The sequence below is a fragment of the Enterobacter cloacae genome, assembly GCF_013375935.1.
In the GTDB taxonomy this organism is placed as follows: domain Bacteria; phylum Pseudomonadota; class Gammaproteobacteria; order Enterobacterales; family Enterobacteriaceae; genus Enterobacter; species Enterobacter pasteurii.
In genome coordinates, this window is the sequence record NZ_CP056117.1 from 1 (window position 1) to 17,467 (window position 17,467).

The 17,467-nt window shown below is 53.4% G+C and carries 25 protein-coding genes, 1 tRNA gene and 5 pseudogenes; 19 read left to right on the forward strand and 12 right to left on the reverse strand.

Translation table 11 applies throughout. The annotated features are described in order from the left end of the window. Nucleotides 1-582: 582 nt before the first annotated feature. The 10 genes and pseudogenes from HWQ14_RS00005 to HWQ14_RS00045 form a co-directional block, all read right to left on the reverse strand. Nucleotides 583-1,257: a hypothetical protein gene (locus tag HWQ14_RS00005; protein WP_176608606.1), complete on the reverse strand. Its 675-nt coding sequence runs from the start codon at nt 1,255-1,257 to the stop codon at nt 583-585. An 83-nt stretch (nt 1,258-1,340) separates the two neighbouring features. Then, nucleotides 1,341-1,623 (reverse strand): annotated as a pseudogene (locus HWQ14_RS00010) (ead/Ea22-like family protein); the annotation flags it as partial. Continuing rightward, nucleotides 1,592-1,912 (reverse strand): hypothetical protein, encoded by a 321-nt coding sequence (locus tag HWQ14_RS00015; RefSeq protein ID WP_176608607.1) that lies wholly within the window; start codon nt 1,910-1,912, stop codon nt 1,592-1,594. The pseudogene HWQ14_RS00010 and the gene HWQ14_RS00015, both read right to left, overlap by 32 nt. Beyond that, nucleotides 1,909-2,157 (reverse strand): XRE family transcriptional regulator, encoded by a 249-nt coding sequence (locus HWQ14_RS00020; protein WP_176608610.1) that lies wholly within the window; start codon nt 2,155-2,157, stop codon nt 1,909-1,911. Before HWQ14_RS00020 ends, HWQ14_RS00015 begins: the two co-directional genes overlap by 4 nt. A 303-nt stretch (nt 2,158-2,460) precedes the next feature. Further along, nucleotides 2,461-3,884, reverse strand: a pseudogene (locus HWQ14_RS00025) (DnaB-like helicase C-terminal domain-containing protein); the annotation flags it as partial. Further along, complete coding sequence (locus tag HWQ14_RS00030; RefSeq protein WP_176608611.1) at nt 3,874-4,773, reverse strand: DNA replication protein; 900 nt, start codon at nt 4,771-4,773, stop codon at nt 3,874-3,876. The gene HWQ14_RS00030 and the pseudogene HWQ14_RS00025, both read right to left, overlap by 11 nt. Then, nucleotides 4,766-4,881 (reverse strand): annotated as a pseudogene (locus HWQ14_RS23165) (hypothetical protein); the annotation flags it as partial. The pseudogene HWQ14_RS23165 and the gene HWQ14_RS00030, both read right to left, overlap by 8 nt. After that, nucleotides 4,876-4,983: pseudogene (locus HWQ14_RS00035) on the reverse strand (replication protein); the annotation flags it as partial. The pseudogenes HWQ14_RS00035 and HWQ14_RS23165, both read right to left, overlap by 6 nt. A gap of 11 nt (nt 4,984-4,994) precedes the next feature. Beyond that, nucleotides 4,995-5,540, reverse strand: coding sequence for a toxin YdaT family protein (locus tag HWQ14_RS00040; RefSeq protein ID WP_176608612.1), 546 nt, complete (start codon nt 5,538-5,540; stop codon nt 4,995-4,997). A 29-nt stretch (nt 5,541-5,569) separates the two neighbouring features. After that, a complete protein-coding gene (locus tag HWQ14_RS00045) occupies nt 5,570-5,821 on the reverse strand; it encodes a transcriptional regulator (protein ID WP_001514164.1) in 252 nt (83 codons plus the stop codon). Between the two features lie 127 nt (nt 5,822-5,948). Between HWQ14_RS00045 and HWQ14_RS00050 the strand changes: the two genes are divergently transcribed. Next, nucleotides 5,949-6,641 (forward strand): XRE family transcriptional regulator, encoded by a 693-nt coding sequence (locus tag HWQ14_RS00050; protein WP_165464646.1) that lies wholly within the window; start codon nt 5,949-5,951, stop codon nt 6,639-6,641. Between the two features lie 266 nt (nt 6,642-6,907). On the opposite strand, the gene HWQ14_RS00055 is transcribed toward HWQ14_RS00050, so the two are convergent. Further along, entirely contained in the window at nt 6,908-7,096 is a 189-nt protein-coding gene (locus HWQ14_RS00055; protein ID WP_176608613.1) for a hypothetical protein, read from the reverse strand. A gap of 707 nt (nt 7,097-7,803) precedes the next feature. On the opposite strand from HWQ14_RS00055, the gene HWQ14_RS00060 reads away from it, so the two are divergent. The 18 genes and pseudogenes from HWQ14_RS00060 to HWQ14_RS00140 all read left to right on the forward strand — a co-directional run bounded on the left by HWQ14_RS00060 (nt 7,804) and on the right by HWQ14_RS00140 (nt 17,319). Further along, nucleotides 7,804-8,322 carry a hypothetical protein gene (locus HWQ14_RS00060; protein WP_209007150.1) on the forward strand — a complete coding sequence of 173 codons (519 nt, stop codon included), beginning with the start codon at nt 7,804-7,806 and terminating at the stop codon, nt 8,320-8,322. Between the two features lie 287 nt (nt 8,323-8,609). Further along, nucleotides 8,610-8,807: a DUF1482 family protein gene (locus HWQ14_RS00065; protein ID WP_176608614.1), complete on the forward strand. Its 198-nt coding sequence runs from the start codon at nt 8,610-8,612 to the stop codon at nt 8,805-8,807. Nucleotides 8,808-8,877: 70 nt separating this feature from the next. Continuing rightward, nucleotides 8,878-9,846, forward strand: a complete 969-nt coding sequence (locus HWQ14_RS00070) for a hypothetical protein (RefSeq protein WP_176608615.1) — start codon at nt 8,878-8,880, stop codon at nt 9,844-9,846. 8 nt (nt 9,847-9,854) lie between these two features. Next, on the forward strand, nt 9,855-10,052 hold the full coding sequence (locus HWQ14_RS00075; protein ID WP_032667076.1) for a hypothetical protein: 198 nt from the start codon (nt 9,855-9,857) through the stop codon (nt 10,050-10,052). Further along, nucleotides 10,049-10,207: a hypothetical protein gene (locus HWQ14_RS00080; RefSeq protein WP_176608616.1), complete on the forward strand. Its 159-nt coding sequence runs from the start codon at nt 10,049-10,051 to the stop codon at nt 10,205-10,207. The genes HWQ14_RS00075 and HWQ14_RS00080 overlap by 4 nt, the downstream gene beginning before the upstream one ends. Nucleotides 10,208-10,218: 11 nt before the next feature. Then, the gene (locus HWQ14_RS00085) at nt 10,219-10,884 is read left to right on the forward strand and encodes an ATP-binding protein (RefSeq protein WP_245166426.1); all 666 of its coding nucleotides are present in this window, start codon (nt 10,219-10,221) and stop codon (nt 10,882-10,884) included. A gap of 201 nt (nt 10,885-11,085) precedes the next feature. After that, nucleotides 11,086-11,664 carry a single-stranded DNA-binding protein gene (locus HWQ14_RS00090; RefSeq protein ID WP_176608617.1) on the forward strand — a complete coding sequence of 193 codons (579 nt, stop codon included), beginning with the start codon at nt 11,086-11,088 and terminating at the stop codon, nt 11,662-11,664. An 8-nt stretch (nt 11,665-11,672) separates the two neighbouring features. After that, the gene (locus tag HWQ14_RS00095; protein ID WP_032667079.1) at nt 11,673-12,221 is read left to right on the forward strand and encodes a 3'-5' exonuclease; all 549 of its coding nucleotides are present in this window, start codon (nt 11,673-11,675) and stop codon (nt 12,219-12,221) included. A gap of 21 nt (nt 12,222-12,242) precedes the next feature. Then, nucleotides 12,243-12,572, forward strand: coding sequence for a hypothetical protein (locus tag HWQ14_RS00100; protein WP_176608618.1), 330 nt, complete (start codon nt 12,243-12,245; stop codon nt 12,570-12,572). Beyond that, entirely contained in the window at nt 12,572-12,724 is a 153-nt protein-coding gene (locus tag HWQ14_RS00105; protein ID WP_006809793.1) for a DUF1317 family protein, read from the forward strand. The genes HWQ14_RS00100 and HWQ14_RS00105 overlap by 1 nt, the downstream gene beginning before the upstream one ends. Beyond that, nucleotides 12,721-13,995, forward strand: a pseudogene (locus HWQ14_RS00110) (DNA cytosine methyltransferase); the annotation flags it as partial. The gene HWQ14_RS00105 and the pseudogene HWQ14_RS00110, both read left to right, overlap by 4 nt. A gap of 36 nt (nt 13,996-14,031) precedes the next feature. Continuing rightward, nucleotides 14,032-14,634 (forward strand): phage N-6-adenine-methyltransferase, encoded by a 603-nt coding sequence (locus HWQ14_RS23170; RefSeq protein ID WP_245166474.1) that lies wholly within the window; start codon nt 14,032-14,034, stop codon nt 14,632-14,634. 97 nt (nt 14,635-14,731) lie between these two features. Beyond that, nucleotides 14,732-14,950, forward strand: coding sequence for a TraR/DksA family transcriptional regulator (locus HWQ14_RS00115; protein WP_176608620.1), 219 nt, complete (start codon nt 14,732-14,734; stop codon nt 14,948-14,950). Then, nucleotides 14,950-15,369, forward strand: a complete 420-nt coding sequence (locus HWQ14_RS00120) for a phage protein NinX family protein (RefSeq protein WP_126805191.1) — start codon at nt 14,950-14,952, stop codon at nt 15,367-15,369. Before HWQ14_RS00115 ends, HWQ14_RS00120 begins: the two co-directional genes overlap by 1 nt. After that, nucleotides 15,332-15,571, forward strand: a complete 240-nt coding sequence (locus HWQ14_RS00125; RefSeq protein WP_058683360.1) for a DUF4222 domain-containing protein — start codon at nt 15,332-15,334, stop codon at nt 15,569-15,571. The genes HWQ14_RS00120 and HWQ14_RS00125 overlap by 38 nt, the downstream gene beginning before the upstream one ends. A gap of 15 nt (nt 15,572-15,586) precedes the next feature. Next, complete coding sequence (locus HWQ14_RS00130) at nt 15,587-15,823, forward strand: hypothetical protein (protein ID WP_245166427.1); 237 nt, start codon at nt 15,587-15,589, stop codon at nt 15,821-15,823. Between the two features lie 111 nt (nt 15,824-15,934). Then, nucleotides 15,935-16,282, forward strand: coding sequence for a helix-turn-helix domain-containing protein (locus HWQ14_RS00135; protein ID WP_072023904.1), 348 nt, complete (start codon nt 15,935-15,937; stop codon nt 16,280-16,282). Next, a complete protein-coding gene (locus HWQ14_RS00140; RefSeq protein WP_245166475.1) occupies nt 16,165-17,319 on the forward strand; it encodes a site-specific integrase in 1,155 nt (384 codons plus the stop codon). Before HWQ14_RS00135 ends, HWQ14_RS00140 begins: the two co-directional genes overlap by 118 nt. A 14-nt stretch (nt 17,320-17,333) precedes the next feature. Here the strand turns inward: HWQ14_RS00140 and HWQ14_RS00145 are convergent. After that, nucleotides 17,334-17,409, reverse strand: a tRNA-Thr gene (locus HWQ14_RS00145). Between the last annotated feature and the right edge of the window lie 58 nt (nt 17,410-17,467).

Sequence of the window (17,467 nt, forward strand, 5' to 3'; positions counted from 1 at the left end):
AAAATCTCGAAAAGAAATGCTTTTCGCTATAATAAAAAGCCATAGTAAATTTCATAGCTATTTCAAATAGCTCTTCAGGATATGGATGATTCTCACCCAACTCTTTTGTGATAAATCCGTTATCCATTAGCTCACCATTTAAAAATTATTTGTAACATTGTAATGTAAAAAAACCGCCAGTAGGCGGTTTCGTTTAGTCGACTGGCAGGCCGAGTTTATGCGTATTCACATAGCTTTTGGTTGGCTGGCCGACTCACTCCGGGCATGCTCCTCTGGCGATGCGGTTATCTGATCTCTCAGCTTTCCATGACTTAACCACTAGCCCATCACAGCCAGGGCGAGAGCTGAAAGCACCCAGTGCTTTCCGGTAGACTTTGGCACTGCCTCTGTCGCCACTCTACTGTCACTACTCCAATCTTTTAATCCCCTGATCAGACACTCAGATGTGATGCTCTACAGTTGCATGCGGGGGAATACAAAAACTCGGACAAAATCAGGCCCTCCTTTCTGGATCACTCGCGGGGATAACTCTATTAAACATTTGTTCTCTATAAGTTTCAACTATACAAGATATGGTATTTTTCAAATCTTCGGGGCTGCCGATAACATCGCTGCCCAGCACAGCTTCGCCCGATGCGCCGCCTGCTGACATCCACTCATAGCTTCGTATGCTTCCCACTCCTTCTCGTCGCTGAAGCTCTCATCTGGCTCTGACTCGAAACCATTAACGATCATGTCTTCTGTGGGCTCGACTGGGACAGCCACCCAACCATCCGGAATCACCGGAGAGTTGCCGGTGGGCGACTCGGCGTTTTCGGCACCCTGAAGCATGGTGGCGCGGCAGGCGTCAGTGCGAACTTCGATTCCCGCCTTATCCAACGCAAGCAATAAGCCTCGCTCGCTGTCCCCGCAGTCGTCCAGTGTGTCATTGAGCACCGAAAGCGCTTTTTCAAAATCCTCATCGTGAATAGCGAGCGGCACAGATACCGGCGCTGGCGGGGCGGTGTAAGCGCTCATGACTTCGTACTCATCACTCCGGAACCAATCCGCCTTTGAGTGCAGCCAGCTACCAAACTTGCCTGTTACCTTGTGTTTCAAAATGAACCCCGCATGCTCCGCTTCGAGCGAGGCCAGCGCTAACTTCATTGCCGCCAGAGCCATAGCCGCATCTACGTTTACAACGCCGGGCATAGAATCGCGCTCTTCTTCAAGCTCCGTTATGGTCTTCAGGAGCCATTCTTTGGTAAGGGTAATCATGATGCTTCTCCTTTGCCTGCTGCTGCGGCGGGTGCGTCGATGCCAGCAGCAGACAAAGCGATTCGGAACGCTTCCTTCAAATCTGCAATCTGCTTGTCTTTGGTTTCCAGCTCATCCAGCAGCGCCAGCACATCAGGGTCACTTTCATCGGTGACTGTCACGGGATTGCTCGTAATGTTCATCAGCCAGGCTGCGGCCTTCGGCGTAGTGGCATCCGGTTTCATCGTAAATCGCACCTGAGCAGCCGTAAGTTACGCGACTGCCAGACATCCGCTGTATTGTCATTTTGGCGCCGCAGATATCGCATTTTGGTGTCGGTTTTGCGGAGTAGCGCTTACGCAGAGCCTGTTTGTCGATGTCGCTCATTGCTCATCCCCTTGGCGAACGCCGATGGCGAAGCTACGCAGCCCCTGCTGAACCCATGTGGAAAACTGTTCGCTTTGGGCCGCCATCTCCACACCCTGCGCCCGCACTTCAGCCAGGAAAGCGTCGGCGGCCGGGTTTTAATGTCGACCAGCATTCTGACGCTTTCGACATTCTCTGGATCGGTTGATTGCTGCCATCCGATAGTTGCGTCAATCGCTGCCTTCACCCCCGCATTCTCCGCAGCCAGCGCCGCGCATCTGGCTTCCAGCTCTTCGTATGTTGGTTTCATGCTGATGCTCTCCCGTACTTGTCTGATAACTCGCCCATTTGCCTGTGGATTTCCGCAAGGTCACACCCTGCGCACCCCAGAGCTTCGGCTATGAGCTCTTCCTGTTCTTTGGATGGCCCGGTTTGCAGAATTTGATTAAGCTTCCTGTGCGATACGCCGCAGTGCTTGGCGATGCTGATGAGCGTTACACCGTTATCCTTCGCCATGGTCCTAACCATCCAGCGATAATCACTCCATTCGCTCATACCCCTACCCTCCCCCAAACCATCAATACCCGCTTCATAGCCGCGCTATTGCGGCACTCCTGGAAAATCGTGTTCTCGCCGTCGCGGTTGATCGGCTTACCTTCATGGTCTTCAGCGGCCACGTAAACATTGGTGCGCCAATTGCGTTCGCGCAGGACAATCTCGCCGTTCTGCCGCATCTTGTACGAAGCCGCCAGCACCTGAGAGCGGGACACTCCGGTTGCTTCGCATACCAGCTCCGCAGTGAATGAGCCGTAACCTTCCAGATACCACTCGATTGCTTCTCTTCCAGTCATCAGAATCCCCTTTCTTTTTCGGCTGCTGCTCACGCCCGCGGCGTTCTGCGGCGGCGGCCTGCTGGTCTGTGTCGTAAATTGCCCCGTTGATCTGATTGCAATAAACCGTTCCGGTACTGCCGTGGCGGTTTAGTCGCAGGATTAACTCGGTTTCTCCCGGCGGCACGCTGTCATCGAAAGCACCTTCACGGTGGATACCAACCCAGTAGTCGCAGTCCTGCTCAATCTGCCCTGTGTCGCGGGAGTCGCTCGGTAACGGGCGTTTATTCACTCGCTTCTCCAGTTCGCGGTTGAGCTGGGTCAGCAGCACGACGACGCAGCCAAGCTCTTTGGCGAGGTTCTTCAGACCTTTGGTGATCATCCCGTAGGCCAGGTCATTACGATCGGCCTTTTCGGCGGTCATCAGCGTCAGGTAGTCAACCAGAATCATGCCTACGCAGCCCTTCTCGCGTTTGATTCGGCGGCTTTCGCTAACGATGTGCGCCAGTGACAGGCCCGGTGTGTCGTCGATGTACAGCATGTCGATTTCACTCAGCCGCCCGGCTGTGGCGATCGCTTTCTTAAAATCGCCGTCGTAGTCGCCCTGGTACTGGTCATCGGCATCATCCGTGGCGGGCATGTAAAAAATGCTCGGGTTTACGCCGGACTTCTGACCAACCAGTTTTTCGAGGATCTGGTCGCCTGGCATTTCTAGGCTGAACATCAGCGCTGGCTTTTTCTCGCGAATCGCGCAGTTGATCGCCATCTGCCCGTACAGGGTTGTCTTGCCCATCTTTGGCCTTGCGCCAATCACGAACAAAGAGCCTTTAACCAGACCTTTCGGCGCCAGCAGCCGGTCGAGTGACGGGATACCGGTACTCATACCGCGCTGTTCGCCTGAAGGGTCAAACCGTTTCTCCAGATCCGCTACCCAGTCATCCATAACCTCGCCGAAAGACCTCAACCCACGGCGACTGCCGGTTTTGAATGGTCTGCGAGCTGGGTGAAAATACCCTGAATGGCCTCGTACTTCTGCGTAGCGCTCATGCCGTTGCGGGAATACAGCAGTTCAGTAGCTTCGGTCAGGCGGTTGATACCGTAGCGCTCCATTGCGGCTTCCCGGACTGATGCAGCGTATGCCACGATGTTTGCAGCACTGGGAGTGTTCTTGGCAATCTCCGCCAGGTAAGCAAAGCCACCTACCTGCTCCGCGAGCCCTTTGCCTTCAAGCGCGTCGAACAGTGTCAGACCATCGACTGGCTTGTTGTCGCGGAACATCTGGCGCATCTCGGCAAAGATCAGCTGGTGAGGTCGGCTGTAGAACGACTCAGGCTTGAGCATCGCCAGAACCTTCTGGACTCGCTCGCTGTTGTCATCATCCAACAGCAGGCCACCGATAACGCTCTGCTCTGCTTCGAGGTTTTGTGGTACAGCCATAAATTCAGCGGTCATCACGATCCCCCTCGCGCACTTCGATGTAGAGCTTTTCGGTCAGGAACTTATCGAATTTCATGCGGCGCCAGGTCTTCCCGGATTTCTGGTCTGGTCGGTCTTCAAGCATCCAGCGGCAGTTTTGAGCGATGTAGCGCAGATAGCTTCTGAAACCTTCCATATCCATCGGCTTGCCGTCCAGGTTGCGGGCAATCTTGTTAGCCTTACCCCAGAAGGTCCGGATCAGATTGCGTCGCTCATCAGTGAGGCATCTCCATCCCCGAGCTTCAGGCAGTTCGTCTTTCAGGCATTGCCATACTTCATCGCATGACAAACGGGACTTTTTCTCTTCAGCGGGTTTCTGGTCATTTGCGACATACTTACTACCGTTAGGTAGTAAGTTATTTAATATATTGTTATCTGTGGACACTGGCTGGACATCGGCTGGACACTCCACCTCCGCAGGCATTGATATAACTGCGTTTGCGCTGGACACTGGCTGGACATCTGCTGGACAAAAATTTGACTGATATTCGTCATATTTGACCACTTTTAGAACAGTAAAACGGTTGTTCGATTTGGTGGTGATCATGCCCAGGTTCTGGAATTTACGGAGCAGTGATTTAACGCGATCAGCGGTCAAACCCGTTTCCATTGCCAGCGTGTTTCGCCCGGTAATGAACTCTCCGCGTTCGCAGATCACATCACCGACATCAGTCGATACCAGTGTCTGTTCGTGATTAGCACGCAGGAGCAGGTGAACCCATAAATGAGCCGCCTCAGCGTCCTTGTAGAACGGCACATCCATAATTTTACGGTGCAGCAAGGCAAACCCCTTACCGCCATTCGTGCGCGGTTTCTGGAGCCTTCTGGCCTCTCTGGCTTCGGCTAAATTGGATACGTTACCCACGGCCACTCTCCTTACGTTTCAGTTCTTCCAGGATGGCGCGCATCTTCTCTGCCACAATCGGGTTAACCGAGCGGATGAAGCGGTCGCGGGTATGTTTTTATGTACAGCGGTATGGTAATAGCGTGGATTTTTTGCCATTATTCCTCCTGCAACTACTGTCGTTTTTGCACCAGAAAGTCGGTTCTGTTCGCGCAGACCGGCTTTCGCCATTTCTGTAGTTCTCACATGACCCCCAGCATCGACGTGACCATCGTCATCAGCGGCCCTACCTGCTCCGGCATGAGGCGGAACAGCGACGCTATACCCTCGCTAACCTCTTTCAGCTTCTGATGCTCTGGAGCGTCAAGCAGCACAGCCTGTTTAGCCTCGGCACACTCTTTCATCGCAGTAGCGATCAGCGACATCGTGTCGTTCTGCGGCGCCAGGCGGTTGCGGTATTCCAGCGGCATCACGGACATAATTGCCGGTGCCAGCTGGCGAATGTTGTTGGCGGCGTACTCGGTGTCGCCATCGATCCAGCGAAACACTTTCTGCATCTGACGGTGCGAGTCGGTCGGGATATCCAGCCCGGTGCCGCCGGTAGCCCGCCACTCTTCAACAATCAGCGCAGCGACAAATTCACGGCTGCGGCAGTCAGCTGCCCAGGCGCGAACAGCTGCGCGGATCCCATCGATGTTTAACGCCTTGGAATCAGGTTCCCGGCGATTCTGGTAAATCATCGGCGACACCGATAATTTGGTATTTTGTTGGTACGCAAGTGAATGCATTGCTTTCCCTTTCGTGGTTAGGGCCGCCGTTAAGCGGCATGGTTGTCAGGGTGTGGAAAGATGGACGGCAGGTCCGGGCGGAATTCATGAGCCTGGATTTCACCACCAACCGCTTTCACCAGTTCAGGAACGTGAACCGGGGAGATGCGTTTCTTTCCGTTAAGCCAGTCACAGATAGTGGACTGGGCTTTGCCGCAACGTTTTGCCAGTTCTTTTTGGCTGCCAGCGATGGCGATCGCTTTCTCTACTGCGGAGTTCTTCTCTACTGTTGGGGTTTTCATAATCACCTCAGCTATCAGTTTAAAGCGATTATGGTTATCACTTTAGCGAATGTCAATCGCATAGGCGATTTTTTGCTAAATAATCGCTTGAGCGATAGAGTTAAAGGAGTCATTAACAGAGGTGAATATGGGATTCTCGGAGCGCTTAGCGCAGGCAATGGAAAGCGCTGGATATACACAGGGTCGATTAGCTAAAGAGGTCGACATGGCTCAGTCCAGCGTACACAAGTTACTCAAGAATGCTAAAGGCTCTCGAAAAACCGTTGAGATTGCCTCTGTACTTGGTGTTCGTCCTGAATGGCTTTCTACTGGTGAGGGGGAAATGGCTGCCGGTGGCGTCAGGGAGTCAACTGCGCTATACCAGGTTAAGCCGTCACTGAATGGGATTTATCGCGTGGATGTACTCGACGTTAAAGCCAGTGCTGGTCCGGGCACGCTGGTCACGAGCGATTTCATTGAAACTATCCGGGCCATCGAATACACAACTGAACAGGCGCGCGCTTTGTTTGGCAACCGGCCAGCTACGCACGTTAAGGTCATTACCGTAAATGGCGACAGCATGGATGGGACGATTTCGCCTGGAGATCAGATCTTCGTTGATACCGGCGTTACGCATTTTGACGGTGATGGGGTTTATGTGTTTGTCTTTGGCAAAACTCTCCATGTAAAGCGGCTTCAGATGCAGCGTGACCGACTGGCAGTAATATCCGATAACCCCATTTACGAAAAATGGTACGTCGAACCTGAGGATGAGGACGCTTTCTACGTGATGGCCAAGGTGTTGCTCAGACAGTCCATCGACTATAAGCGCTTCGCATAGCCCGGCACCCGGGCTAGCATCTCCAACCCTCTTTAATCAGCTTCTCGCGTATATCCTCAATGCGCTGGTAGTCCTTTCTTTTTTTCAAAATCACTGACAGCTGTGAGAAGCCATAATGTGACGGCGGATAAAATTCGCTGGGATATTTATTTCCAGTTAACGACTCGTATTCTTCCACCCTTTTGTCATGAGCATGACGCAAAGCTGGGAACGCCAATTCAGATAGAGCAATCATCTGCTCGCATAAATGCTCTGCCCTTGCGAGGTTATCGCCCCCCCCTCATCTTGTAAAATTTCTTGATATCCTCCTGAAGTCCAAAGTGAACCTGAACGATCTGCTCTGGGCTTAGCCAGCGGAGCTTATCAACCCATTCTTTATGGTCCATACGTATCCCCCTCCAAAAAATCAGCATACCACGTAAATAAATTTCAATAAAAATCGCTTTAACAATCATGCAATTATCACCTTATCGATGATAAATATCGTTTTGGCGATTGACTCAAATAATCGCTTTAGCTATTGTTAGCTCATCGAAACGAAACATCGACAGCTGAGCGAAGTTAGCCAGCGGCGGACAGCAAGTCGCCTGCTTTTTAACAACATGCAGATTTACAGCGTCAATGACCTGTTTAGACCCTTACACGAAAAACGTGCTGTATCACCGGGTGCGATCCGGTCGGTGAGAGAGTATCCCCGCGCGAGAGCGAGAACGGCGTGAGAACGGGCAACACTGGCAGGGAGCTGGCGCTGATTCAACTTAGAGGAGTGATTCCAATGAAGCACTAAAGCGGACAGACCGCACTTTCAAGCCGCAGTAATGATGCGGCCCCGAGTCTCCACGAGAGAGCCAGACGCAGGTCCGAACTGCGACATACCGCTGGTCAGGGTTAATCGAGGAAAAGGGTATGCCGGTAAAGCAGCGCGAACGCCAGACGCGCGCCGGTTATGAGCGGCGATGAGCGACAAGGTCTCAAGGGCATGAGCGCGGCCACTGCGAGAGTGTGGCGAAGTACCACAGGAGTGTTTTGGGGTGTGGTGGCGGTGTCCTCAAGCGAGGTGCAACGCTAGCAGAGCGATAAGACCTGAGAACCAGCTGGGCCAGTTGTGTAAAGGCCAATACGACAATAGGGCGTTCAGGAAATAAGTGAGAGTAGCGACTCAGTGCCAATCCACCACACCGACCAAAACATTTCTCCCGCATCAGCGGGTAACGACAGAGCCAGCCTCAAGCACCGGGCGCCGATGCTTGGTGATGGTAATACTGCCATCTCAACCGCACAGGAGACGATGATCCTGTTCTGGTTGGATTGGAAAAGTCTTCTTTGCCCGCCAGCGCGCGGGCATTTTTTTGGAGGTTGCATGTTTGCTACTGACATCTCACTGAAATACGGCACTCATCAGCCAGAGACGATTCTGGAAACAATGCCGATTGAAGAAGCCTCCGAAATCATCAAGGAGAAGCTTCGTGATGAAGTGCGCCAGGAACTCGAGTGCGAGTATGGCGATCGCCTTTATGAGGCTGAAGAAGAGGCATCAAACTGGGAAAGCAGAGCTGACGACTATGAAAGCGATGCAACTTGCCTGGCTAAAGCCATAAGAGAGGCTTTTGAATCTGCCAGCTTTGAAGATGCAAAGGTGATCCTCGAGCGAGCGATGCACGACCACAAAGACTATTTCTGAAGACCCGCCACGGCGGGTTTTTTCATACCTCAGTCGCTTCACCGAGGCGGCTTAGTTATGACAACCGGCGGCCATCCACCGCCCATTGAAACACTGAATAAATGCGTTGAAGTCTTGTATTAACCGTTCCGTTCGCCGCGATAAGGCCAAGAGGAAATCATGGTAAACCAGCAGCAGATCAGAGAGGCCCAACGGCTCGCGTCGTTCGCAGTTCTCCATCGCAATGCTCCGGCGTGGGAAGAAGCAAAGCGCCTTTACGCCGTCGCCATCGGGAGGACCCTTCACTGATGGAAACTTTATTCGCACTCGCCCTGACCGTGGCAATGACCAACGGTGATTATCAGGATGTCATTCTCGGTGTATACGACAGCCAGCAGGAATGCAGCCAGGCAGCTACAGAGCAAAAAGTTTCAGCTGAGTGCTGGCCGGTAGAAAGCATCCTCCGCAACGGCGAGTTCCCGGCGAAAGACATCGCGCAGCAGTAACCACCCTGTTCAACCGATCGGCCTGGCTTTTTGCGGGCGGGATCTGCACATCCAAATTTCAGGAGAAACCATGAGCGAAGTAACGGACTTAACTGTCATCGAAATCATGCCGGAGCAGGCGCCAGTGCTTTACGTGGCTGGCGGCCTTGACGCTTACCTCGATCAAATCCGCCAGGCAGTAAACGAAGTGCCGGACCTGTCCACGAAGAAAGGTCGTGACAGGGTCGCCTCTCTGGCGGCGCAGGTGTCCCGCAGCAAGACGGCAATCGAAAAGCCGGGCCGTGAGTACCTGAAGCGCCTGAAAGAGGCTGTGCGTCCGGCTGAGGCCGAAATTAAGAGATTCGTTGATGCCTGCGACGAGCTGCGCGATGCGACCCGCCGCCCACTCACCGAATGGGAAGCCGAGCAGGAACGCATTAAGGCTGAAGAAGCCATGAACGCGCTGCACGCCGAAGCGCTGGTGATGAACGAAGAGTTTGACCGCCAGCGTGCCGCGCAGATCGAAGCAGACCACGAAATAGCTCTGCTGATGAATGAAAAGTTTGACCGTGACCGCGAAGAGCAGCGCCGCTTGGCGGAACAGGCTCAGCGTGAGCACGAAGAGCGCATTAAGCGCGAAGCGGCAGAACAAGCCCGCCGCGATGCCGAAGCGAAGCACAAAGCGGAGATTGAAGCCGCAGCGCGCCGTGAAGTCGAAGAGAAAGCCCGCGCTGAGCTGGCGGAACGCCAGCGCATTGAGGTTGAACAGCGTGCGGCACGCGAGAAGCAGGAAGCGGAAGAGCGTGCACGACGCGAAAAAGAAGAAGCCGTTGCCGCGGAGCGCCGCCGTCAGGAAGAAGCAGAGGCGGCCCGTCTGGCCGAAGAGCAGCGTAAAGCCGAAGAAGAAGCGCGCCGCGCCGCAGACAAAGAGCACCGCCGCACCGTCAATCGTCGCGTTATCGCCGACCTGATAGCTCAGGGCATACCCGAAGAATTCGCGCAGAAAGCACTGTTGGCGATCGCTGGCGGCAAAGTGCAGGACGCGCACATCAAATATTGAGGTGATTCATGAATATTACATGCGAGTGCGTAGACATGCGCACGTCCGTCGGCCCCCACAACACCATCAAAGTTGAGATGGAAGGCGTTGTCCTGGCCGGCACCGTTAAAACCCGTGACGTACTCCCCCAGCTCGACGGCGCAGAAGTCATCGAGTGGCTGGCTGAGCAGGGTTACATCATCACTCATCAGGAGCGTGCAGCATGACAGCGGCAGAACGGTGGGATGAAGAGTCGTTCCTTCGCCTTATGCGCGACGTGATACCAGAAAAGCCAGAGAGCGATGACGAGCCAGTAAATCTGGCAGCCGAGCGGCAGAACCCGATGATTAGCTGGGATGAATTTGCCGGTAATTTTAATTAAGTGAGATTGCTATGAAATTCGAAAAAGCCATGAGGAAGAAAGCCAAGCTACGGCTGGCACTTACCGGGCCAAGCGGTTCAGGGAAAACCTATAGCGCGCTGATGATATGCAAAAGCATGGGTGGAAAAACAGCGGTTATTGATACCGAAAAGGGAAGCGCATCACTCTACTCCAATGAATTTGATTTCGATGTACTGGAATTGGATCCCCCATTCAGTCCTGAGAGATTTATTGAAGCCATTGGCGCTGCGGAAGCGGCGGGTTACGACAACCTCGTCATCGACTCAATCTCGCATGAATGGAGCGGCGTTGGTGGCTGCCTTGATGATCTGGACACCATTGCCAAAACAAAATTTAAGGGTAACACCCACGCTGCCTGGAGCGCATTAACCCCACGTCATCGCAAGTTTCTTGACGCCATTCTTCGTGTTAATTGCCACTTAGTGGCCACCATGCGTAGCAAAACGGAAACAGCACAACAGGAAGGAAGCAAAAAGGTTGTGAAGCTGGGGATGAAGACTGAGCAACGAGACGGCGTTGAATATGAATTTACCACCGTCCTCGACATCAACCATGAAACTCACACAGCTACAGCGTCAAAAGATCGTACCGGTTTGTTCTCAAATGCTGATTACACGGTGCTGGACGAGACGGTTGGCAAGCGGCTTATGGGGTGACTGAACGATGGTCGTTCTAAAGCCGAAATAGACCTTGCACACTTTATCACTACAGCAGAGTCGGCACCTTCTTTCGAACAACTGAAATCGGCCTGGGCCGAGGCCTTCAGAACATTACGAGACACGCCAGAGCAGGCGAAAGCTCAGGAAGTATATGAGGCCAGAAAGGCAGAATTAACCGGCAATGAACAGGTGGCGTAAATGGCTAGCAAAGGCGTTAACAAAGTGATCCTCGTCGGCAACCTCGGGCAAGACCCAGAGGTCCGCTATCTTCCATCCGGCGGCGCAGTATGCAGCCTGACGCTGGCGACATCGGAGTCATGGCGAGATAAAGCCACCGGCGAGCTCAAAGAGCAAACGGAATGGCACCGCGTCGTTCTGTTCGGAAAGTTGGCCGAGGTGGCTGGAGAATACCTGCGCAAGGGCTCTCAGGTTTATATCGAGGGCCAACTGCGCACCCGAAAATGGACAGATCAGGCAGGCACCGAGAAGTACACCACTGAGGTGGTGGTCAACGTCGGCGGCACCATGCAAATGCTCGGGGGGCGACAGGGTGGTGGCGCACCAGCAGGTGGTGACCGACAGAGTAGCAACCAGTCGCAACAAAGTGGTGGACAGCGTCAGCAGCAACAGCGATCGCAACATGGTGGTGAGCCAGGAGGGTGGGGAACCCCACAGCAAGCGCAGGGACAGCAAGATGCCCCAATGGACTTCGACGACGATATTCCGTTTGCTCCGGTAACCCTGCCCTTCCCTCGCCACACTATTCACGCAATTTAAGGATGAACATGAACCACTTAATGATTGACCTGGAAACGATGGGCAAAGGTCCATACGCGCCTATCGTTTCCATTGGCGCTGTATTCTTCGATCCGAACACCGGGGCTACAGGCGATGACTTCCAGGTAAACGTATCGCTTGAGTCATCAATGAGGTTCCGCGCCCGGCCTGACGCGTCCACCATTCTGTGGTGGATGGAACAGGATGAAGCAGCCAGAAGGACATTAACCAATGACACGCAAGAACTTTCCTTAGCTCTGAGTTGGCTGTCTGAGTTCGTCGCCAAACATGCAAAACCGCGATTCGTTCAGGTGTGGGGTAACGGCGCGTCGTTCGACTGTGTAATTCTCCGTAACAGTTACACACTCACGGGACTGGAAGCTCCATGGCAATGGTGGAATGACCGTGATGTTCGCACCGTCGTCGAGATGGGTAAAGCGATAGGCATTGACCCTAAGCGTGATATGCCATTTCAAGGTACTCGTCACAGCGCGCTGGACGACGCTATTCATCAGGTCAAATACGTTTCTGCGATCTGGCAAAAATTAATCAAATAATTCTCCACTAAGGATCCTCAAATGTCACAACCTCCTCAAGGGGCGGGATACTTTCGTGCGCCCAAAAAACTGGAAACAAAGGAGCAAGTCATCGCCCGGGTCTGCGCTTACCTTGAGGAGAGCCTAGGTAAGAAGAGGGTTGAGAACCGGACGCCAGCGGAGATTCAGCAGGCGGAGGATGATTACTGGACCGAGAAGCTTCTTCGTCGCTACGAGGCCAAGCTATGGCACGACAACTTCATGGCCTCTTTCCAGCCTCAATACGAAGCCTGTGGACCTAAACTCCCCTCTCGCACTCGCTATGGGCAAATTGATTATTTCGGCCGCGGCGGCGCGGTAAGGAGTGAATGATGACTCACGCTCACGACGACATCAGGGTTGGCACACTGTGCCTTCCCTTCATTGGTAACGGCTGGCTAATGCCATGGGGTGAAGTGGTCAGCAATCCATTAAAGGCGCAGCGGCTTGCTGAGGAATATCGGGAAAGGCAGGAGGCGGCATGAAATACGGAAGCGTGTGCAGCGGTATCGAAGCTGCCAGTAAAGCGTGGGAACCTCTCGGCTGGAAACCTGCCTGGTTCTCTGAAATCGAACCATTCCCATCCGCAGTCCTCGCCCATCACTGGCCGGAAGTAACCAACCTCGGCGACATGACCCAAATCTCCGATGCGGTGCGCACTGGTAATGTCGAAGCGCCTGATGTTCTGGTCGGTGGTACGCCTTGCCAGGCATTCAGCATCGCCGGCTTACGTGAAGGCCTGTCTGACGACCGAGGCCAGTTAACCCTCTCTTACGTGGAATTAGCCAATGCAATTGACGCAAAGCGCCGCGAACGCGGTGAACCAGAAACAATCATCGTCTGGGAAAACGTCCCCGGCGTACTCAGTAGCAAAGATAATGCCTTCGGGTGCTTTCTGGCAGGACTTGCCGGAGAAAGCAGTGAGTTGCAGTCAGCAGGGGGAAAATGGACGCACGCAGGTTGTGTGTCTGGACCAGAAAGGGTTATCGCCTGGCGCGTCCTTGATGCTCAATTTTTCGGAGTGGCCCAACGACGCCGCCGTGTGTTCGTTGTCGCAAGTGCTCGAAAAGGATTCGATCCCGCAGCGGTACTTTTTGAGTTCGACAGCGTGCGCCGGGATTCTGCGCCGCGCCGAGAAACGCAAAAGGCTGTTGCCGCCCTTGCTGCACGAGGCGTTGGAACGTGTGGCGCAGACGACAACCAGGCACAAGCTGGACACCTGATTGCTTTTGGCGGTGGCAATACTGCCGGCCATATTGATGTAGCGACCGCCTGCACCGCGCATGGAATCAGGCTGGATTTTCATACTGAGACTTTCGCAGTGCACGGCACGCAGGATCCAGATACCAACCGAGAACTTGCGCACACGCTCGGACGCAACAACGGACAAGAAAACGCCTGCATCGCATTTAGCTACAAAGATAATGGCGCTGATGCTACGTCGGATTTATCGCCAACGATTAGCGCAGGAAACCACGATAAAAGCCATGCTAACAGCGGCCAGCCTCCAGCTATAGCTATGACTTATACTGCCCCTGCCATTGGTCATTTCAAGACAGACAATATCTCATCAACGTTAACTAAATCAGCTGGCCAAGGTAATGGCGAAACACAGAACGGTGCATTCGTTCTAAAAAATATGGAGGTTCGCCGCCTAACACCGATTGAGTGCGAGCGCCTTCAGGGCTTTCCTGATAATCACACTCTGATCGGCTGGCGCGGGAAGGACGCTGATGAATGCCCGGACGGGCCACGTTATAAAGCTATCGGCAATAGCATGGCAGTACCGGTTATGCGTTGGATTGGTGAGCGCATCGCCGCATCTCTGCCAACAGAGAAGCTGAACGGTGATTATGGTGGAAGTAAAACCCCGCTCGACCAGCGCGACCTATGGCGCACTCCACCAGCCCTCTTCGCTTCCCTTGATGCTGAGTTTTGCTTTCAACTGGATGCCGCCGCCGCGCCTCATAACGCGCTGTGCAGGAAGTTCATCACCGCCGAGCAGAACACGCTGCAAACGCCCTGGGCTGATTACCTGAATGTTCCTGGCTACGTCTGGCTGAGCCCGCCATACAGCGACATCATGCCGTTCGTTAAGAAGGCCGCCACCGAAAGCGCAAATCAGATCGGCACGGTCATGCTGGTTCCGGCAGACACTTCGGTTGGCTGGTTCAAAGAGGCAATCCAGACCGCCAGCGAGGTTCGCTTCATCACCGCCGGGCGGCTGGCATTTATCAACCCGGTCACCGGTAAGCCAGTATCGGGAAATAACAAAGGTTCGATGCTTATCATCTGGCGACCGTACCCACGTACACACTGCCACTTCGCAACTGTGGAACGGGACGAGCTTATGGCTTTCGGGGCGAAACTTCTTGCCCGCCGGGAGGCAGCATGACCCTGCCCCAACGAATTACCATGGAGCTTATGGCTCCTTTTTTATTGCTGGCGTTCACCTTCAGCCGAATTAACCGACAGTTCCGGGAGAATTGACCATGGCCGACATCATCGACACCGCAGCAGAGATTGAAGAGCTTCAGCGTAACGCCGCCCTTTCCGCTCACCGAGTGAACCGCAACGCCGTATCAGCTGAGCGTTGCGCCGAATGCGACGAACCAATTCCCGAGCCGCGACGTGCTGCCGTTCCCGGCTGCCAGACGTGCGCCAGTTGCCAGGCTGACCTAGAGCTTTTACGCAAGCAAAGGGGGTCTTGATGGACTACACCGAACTAAGCGACTTTGAGATTAATAACTTAGTTGCCATTTCTTTGGGCGCAAAGGTTACGGATAGCTACCGAGTAGGAGAAGAGCGGGAAACAGTTTACTACTCCCTTGGCGGTGACGAATTTGCAATAAGACGCGGCTTTGGAAATATAAACGATGATTTCGACCCATGCCAAAAGCCTAGTGATGCATGGCCAATCATAGCTGATAACCGAATCAGCATCATGTTTGATGGCACTCTTCCGGAGTATGAAGGTGAGTATCACGAGTGGTGCGACGCATTATCATCGTGTCGAAATTTCGGAATTCAGCATCAGTTAAATCCTCTCCGTGCCGCGATGATCGTCTTCCTAATGATGCAGGAGTCAGCCAATGTTCCAGCTAATTCAACGGGGTCAGATTTACGCTGACCAGCACGGTTGGCCCGTCATCATCCACAGTTGCACATCACAGATAGTCCGCTACTGGCGACAGGGCCGGATAAACACCGCGTCAATAGACCGTTTTAACAATGATTTTGAGCACCTCGATCACCGTGAGGCGACGCAGATACGCGCCGAACTGGAGACGAGCGAGCATATTAAATCGCTGCGTGCCCAGCGTGCGGCATGAGGAGAGATTATGGGGATGATGACATTCGTCGTTAAGTTTGAAGATGGTAAGGAACCATCTGTGGGCGCTGGAATGGAAGTATCAGGCGGCCAGATCGTTGCCGCGTCGTGGTTCGACTACCGGGATGATTTCTTCACAGGTGAGCAGGTAGATGTGATCGCTAAGGCGCTTGAAGAATTAAATGCCCAAGGAGAAATTAGCGATGAAGACACCTCATCATTGTTGGAAAAAATCGACCTTCTCACCCTGTAGCGCAACTGATAGCCAGTTATGAGCTGGCTATTGGGTGCGAAAGCCCACCTCGTAAATCCCTTGATGTTATTGCCGCCTAAGGGCGGCTTCTTTTTTGCCTGGAGGAAACCAATGGAAGAGGAAATCTTCACACGTGAAGAGGCTGCGTCGTATCTGAAGGTTGATAAAGGCACCATCACGCAGTGGATCCGCAGCGGTCGACTTCCGGCCGCAAAGATAAATCCAGAAAAACCCAAGAGCCCGTATCGCATTTGTAAGTCTGACTGCATTGCAGCGCTGAAGTCTGTCCGACACAATAGCGCTGTGAATGCGGTTGGTATGCAGGAGGAAAAAGCATGTCAATCAAACTACGCGGTGGCACGTGGCACTGCGACTTCGTCGCGCCAGATGGATCACGAGTTAGACGTTCTCTTGAAACCTCAGACAAGAGAGAAGCGCAGGAACTTCACGATCGTCTGAAGTCGGAAGCGTGGCGGGTAAAACAACTTGGGGAGTCGCCTAAGAAGTTATTCAAGGAGGCCTGCATAAGATGGCTCAGGGAGAAAGAGGATAAGAAGAGCCTGGATGATGACAAAAGCATCATTAAGTTCTGGTTACTGCATTTCAGAGAGACTGTTCTCGCTGACATCACAACAGACAAAATAATGGAGGCGGTAGACGGAATGGAAAACCGCCGCCATCGCCTGAACTGGGAAATGACCAGAGACAGGTGTTTGAGACTCTCTAAACCAGTACCAGATTATATTCCAAAGCTCGCAACGAAGGGAACAAGGACGAGACATCTGGCTATACTCAGGGCCATTCTGAATATGGCGGTGCAGTGGGGGTGGCTGGATAAAGCGCCGAAGATATCCACGCCCCGGGTGAAGAATGGCCGCATCCGCTGGCTGACGGAAGAAGAGTCGAAGCGTCTTTTTGCAGAGATAGCCCCTCACTTCTTCCCGGTCGTTATGTTTGCGGTCACCACCGGCCTTCGTCGATCGAACGTTACCGATCTGGAATGGTCACAGGTCGACCTCGATAAGCGGATGGCATGGATGCACCCTGACGAAACTAAAGCCGGCAACGCCATCGGCGTTCCACTGAACGAAACAGCTTTAGGGATACTGAGGAAGCAGCAAGGTCTGCATAAGCGCTGGGTGTTCGTTCACACGACTCCCGGGTACAGAAGCGACGGAACCAAAACGGCAGCTGTCAGAAAAATGCGGACAGATAGTAATAAGGCATGGAAGGGAGCACTAAAGCGGGCAGGCATTAGCAATTTCCGCTTCCATGACCTCAGGCATACGTGGGCAAGTTGGCTGGTACAGTCTGGTGTTTCACTTCTGGCGCTGAAGGAAATGGGTGGATGGGAGACGCTGGAAATGGTTCAGCGATATGCCCACCTTTCAGCCGGACACCTAACCGAGCACGCGAGCAAAATTGACGAGATTATTGGTCGCAATGTCACAAATACGGCACAGGAGGAGAACGTGGTTTATTTAAATGTTCGGTAAGTCATTGATAAAGATGGTGCCGATAATAGGAGTCGAACCTACGACCTTCGCATTACGAATGCGCTGCTCTACCAACTGAGCTATATCGGCCCTGAGAGGCCGGTTACGAGTGTAACCACGGGGCAAAAGAGTAGATCTAACCGGGTGA

What these genes read in the sequence shown, in the direction of transcription:
- HWQ14_RS00005 (WP_176608606.1), bottom strand. Translation starts at nt 1,257, where the DNA reads ATGATTACCCTTACCAAAGAATGGCTCCTGAAGACCATAACGGAGCTT.
- HWQ14_RS00015 (WP_176608607.1), bottom strand. Translation starts at nt 1,912, where the DNA reads ATGAAACCAACATACGAAGAGCTGGAAGCCAGATGCGCGGCGCTGGCT.
- HWQ14_RS00020 (WP_176608610.1), bottom strand. Translation starts at nt 2,157, where the DNA reads ATGAGCGAATGGAGTGATTATCGCTGGATGGTTAGGACCATGGCGAAG.
- HWQ14_RS00040 (WP_176608612.1), bottom strand. Translation starts at nt 5,540, where the DNA reads ATGCATTCACTTGCGTACCAACAAAATACCAAATTATCGGTGTCGCCG.
- HWQ14_RS00045 (WP_001514164.1), bottom strand. Translation starts at nt 5,821, where the DNA reads ATGAAAACCCCAACAGTAGAGAAGAACTCCGCAGTAGAGAAAGCGATC.
- HWQ14_RS00050 (WP_165464646.1), top strand. Translation starts at nt 5,949, where the DNA reads ATGGGATTCTCGGAGCGCTTAGCGCAGGCAATGGAAAGCGCTGGATAT.
- HWQ14_RS00055 (WP_176608613.1), bottom strand. Translation starts at nt 7,096, where the DNA reads ATGATTGTTAAAGCGATTTTTATTGAAATTTATTTACGTGGTATGCTG.
- HWQ14_RS00065 (WP_176608614.1), top strand. Translation starts at nt 8,610, where the DNA reads ATGGAAACTTTATTCGCACTCGCCCTGACCGTGGCAATGACCAACGGT.
- HWQ14_RS00070 (WP_176608615.1), top strand. Translation starts at nt 8,878, where the DNA reads ATGAGCGAAGTAACGGACTTAACTGTCATCGAAATCATGCCGGAGCAG.
- HWQ14_RS00075 (WP_032667076.1), top strand. Translation starts at nt 9,855, where the DNA reads ATGAATATTACATGCGAGTGCGTAGACATGCGCACGTCCGTCGGCCCC.
- HWQ14_RS00080 (WP_176608616.1), top strand. Translation starts at nt 10,049, where the DNA reads ATGACAGCGGCAGAACGGTGGGATGAAGAGTCGTTCCTTCGCCTTATG.
- HWQ14_RS00085 (WP_245166426.1), top strand. Translation starts at nt 10,219, where the DNA reads ATGAAATTCGAAAAAGCCATGAGGAAGAAAGCCAAGCTACGGCTGGCA.
- HWQ14_RS00090 (WP_176608617.1), top strand. Translation starts at nt 11,086, where the DNA reads ATGGCTAGCAAAGGCGTTAACAAAGTGATCCTCGTCGGCAACCTCGGG.
- HWQ14_RS00095 (WP_032667079.1), top strand. Translation starts at nt 11,673, where the DNA reads ATGAACCACTTAATGATTGACCTGGAAACGATGGGCAAAGGTCCATAC.
- HWQ14_RS00100 (WP_176608618.1), top strand. Translation starts at nt 12,243, where the DNA reads ATGTCACAACCTCCTCAAGGGGCGGGATACTTTCGTGCGCCCAAAAAA.
- HWQ14_RS00105 (WP_006809793.1), top strand. Translation starts at nt 12,572, where the DNA reads ATGACTCACGCTCACGACGACATCAGGGTTGGCACACTGTGCCTTCCC.
- HWQ14_RS23170 (WP_245166474.1), top strand. Translation starts at nt 14,032, where the DNA reads ATGCGTTGGATTGGTGAGCGCATCGCCGCATCTCTGCCAACAGAGAAG.
- HWQ14_RS00115 (WP_176608620.1), top strand. Translation starts at nt 14,732, where the DNA reads ATGGCCGACATCATCGACACCGCAGCAGAGATTGAAGAGCTTCAGCGT.
- HWQ14_RS00120 (WP_126805191.1), top strand. Translation starts at nt 14,950, where the DNA reads ATGGACTACACCGAACTAAGCGACTTTGAGATTAATAACTTAGTTGCC.
- HWQ14_RS00125 (WP_058683360.1), top strand. Translation starts at nt 15,332, where the DNA reads ATGTTCCAGCTAATTCAACGGGGTCAGATTTACGCTGACCAGCACGGT.
- HWQ14_RS00130 (WP_245166427.1), top strand. Translation starts at nt 15,587, where the DNA reads ATGATGACATTCGTCGTTAAGTTTGAAGATGGTAAGGAACCATCTGTG.
- HWQ14_RS00135 (WP_072023904.1), top strand. Translation starts at nt 15,935, where the DNA reads ATGGAAGAGGAAATCTTCACACGTGAAGAGGCTGCGTCGTATCTGAAG.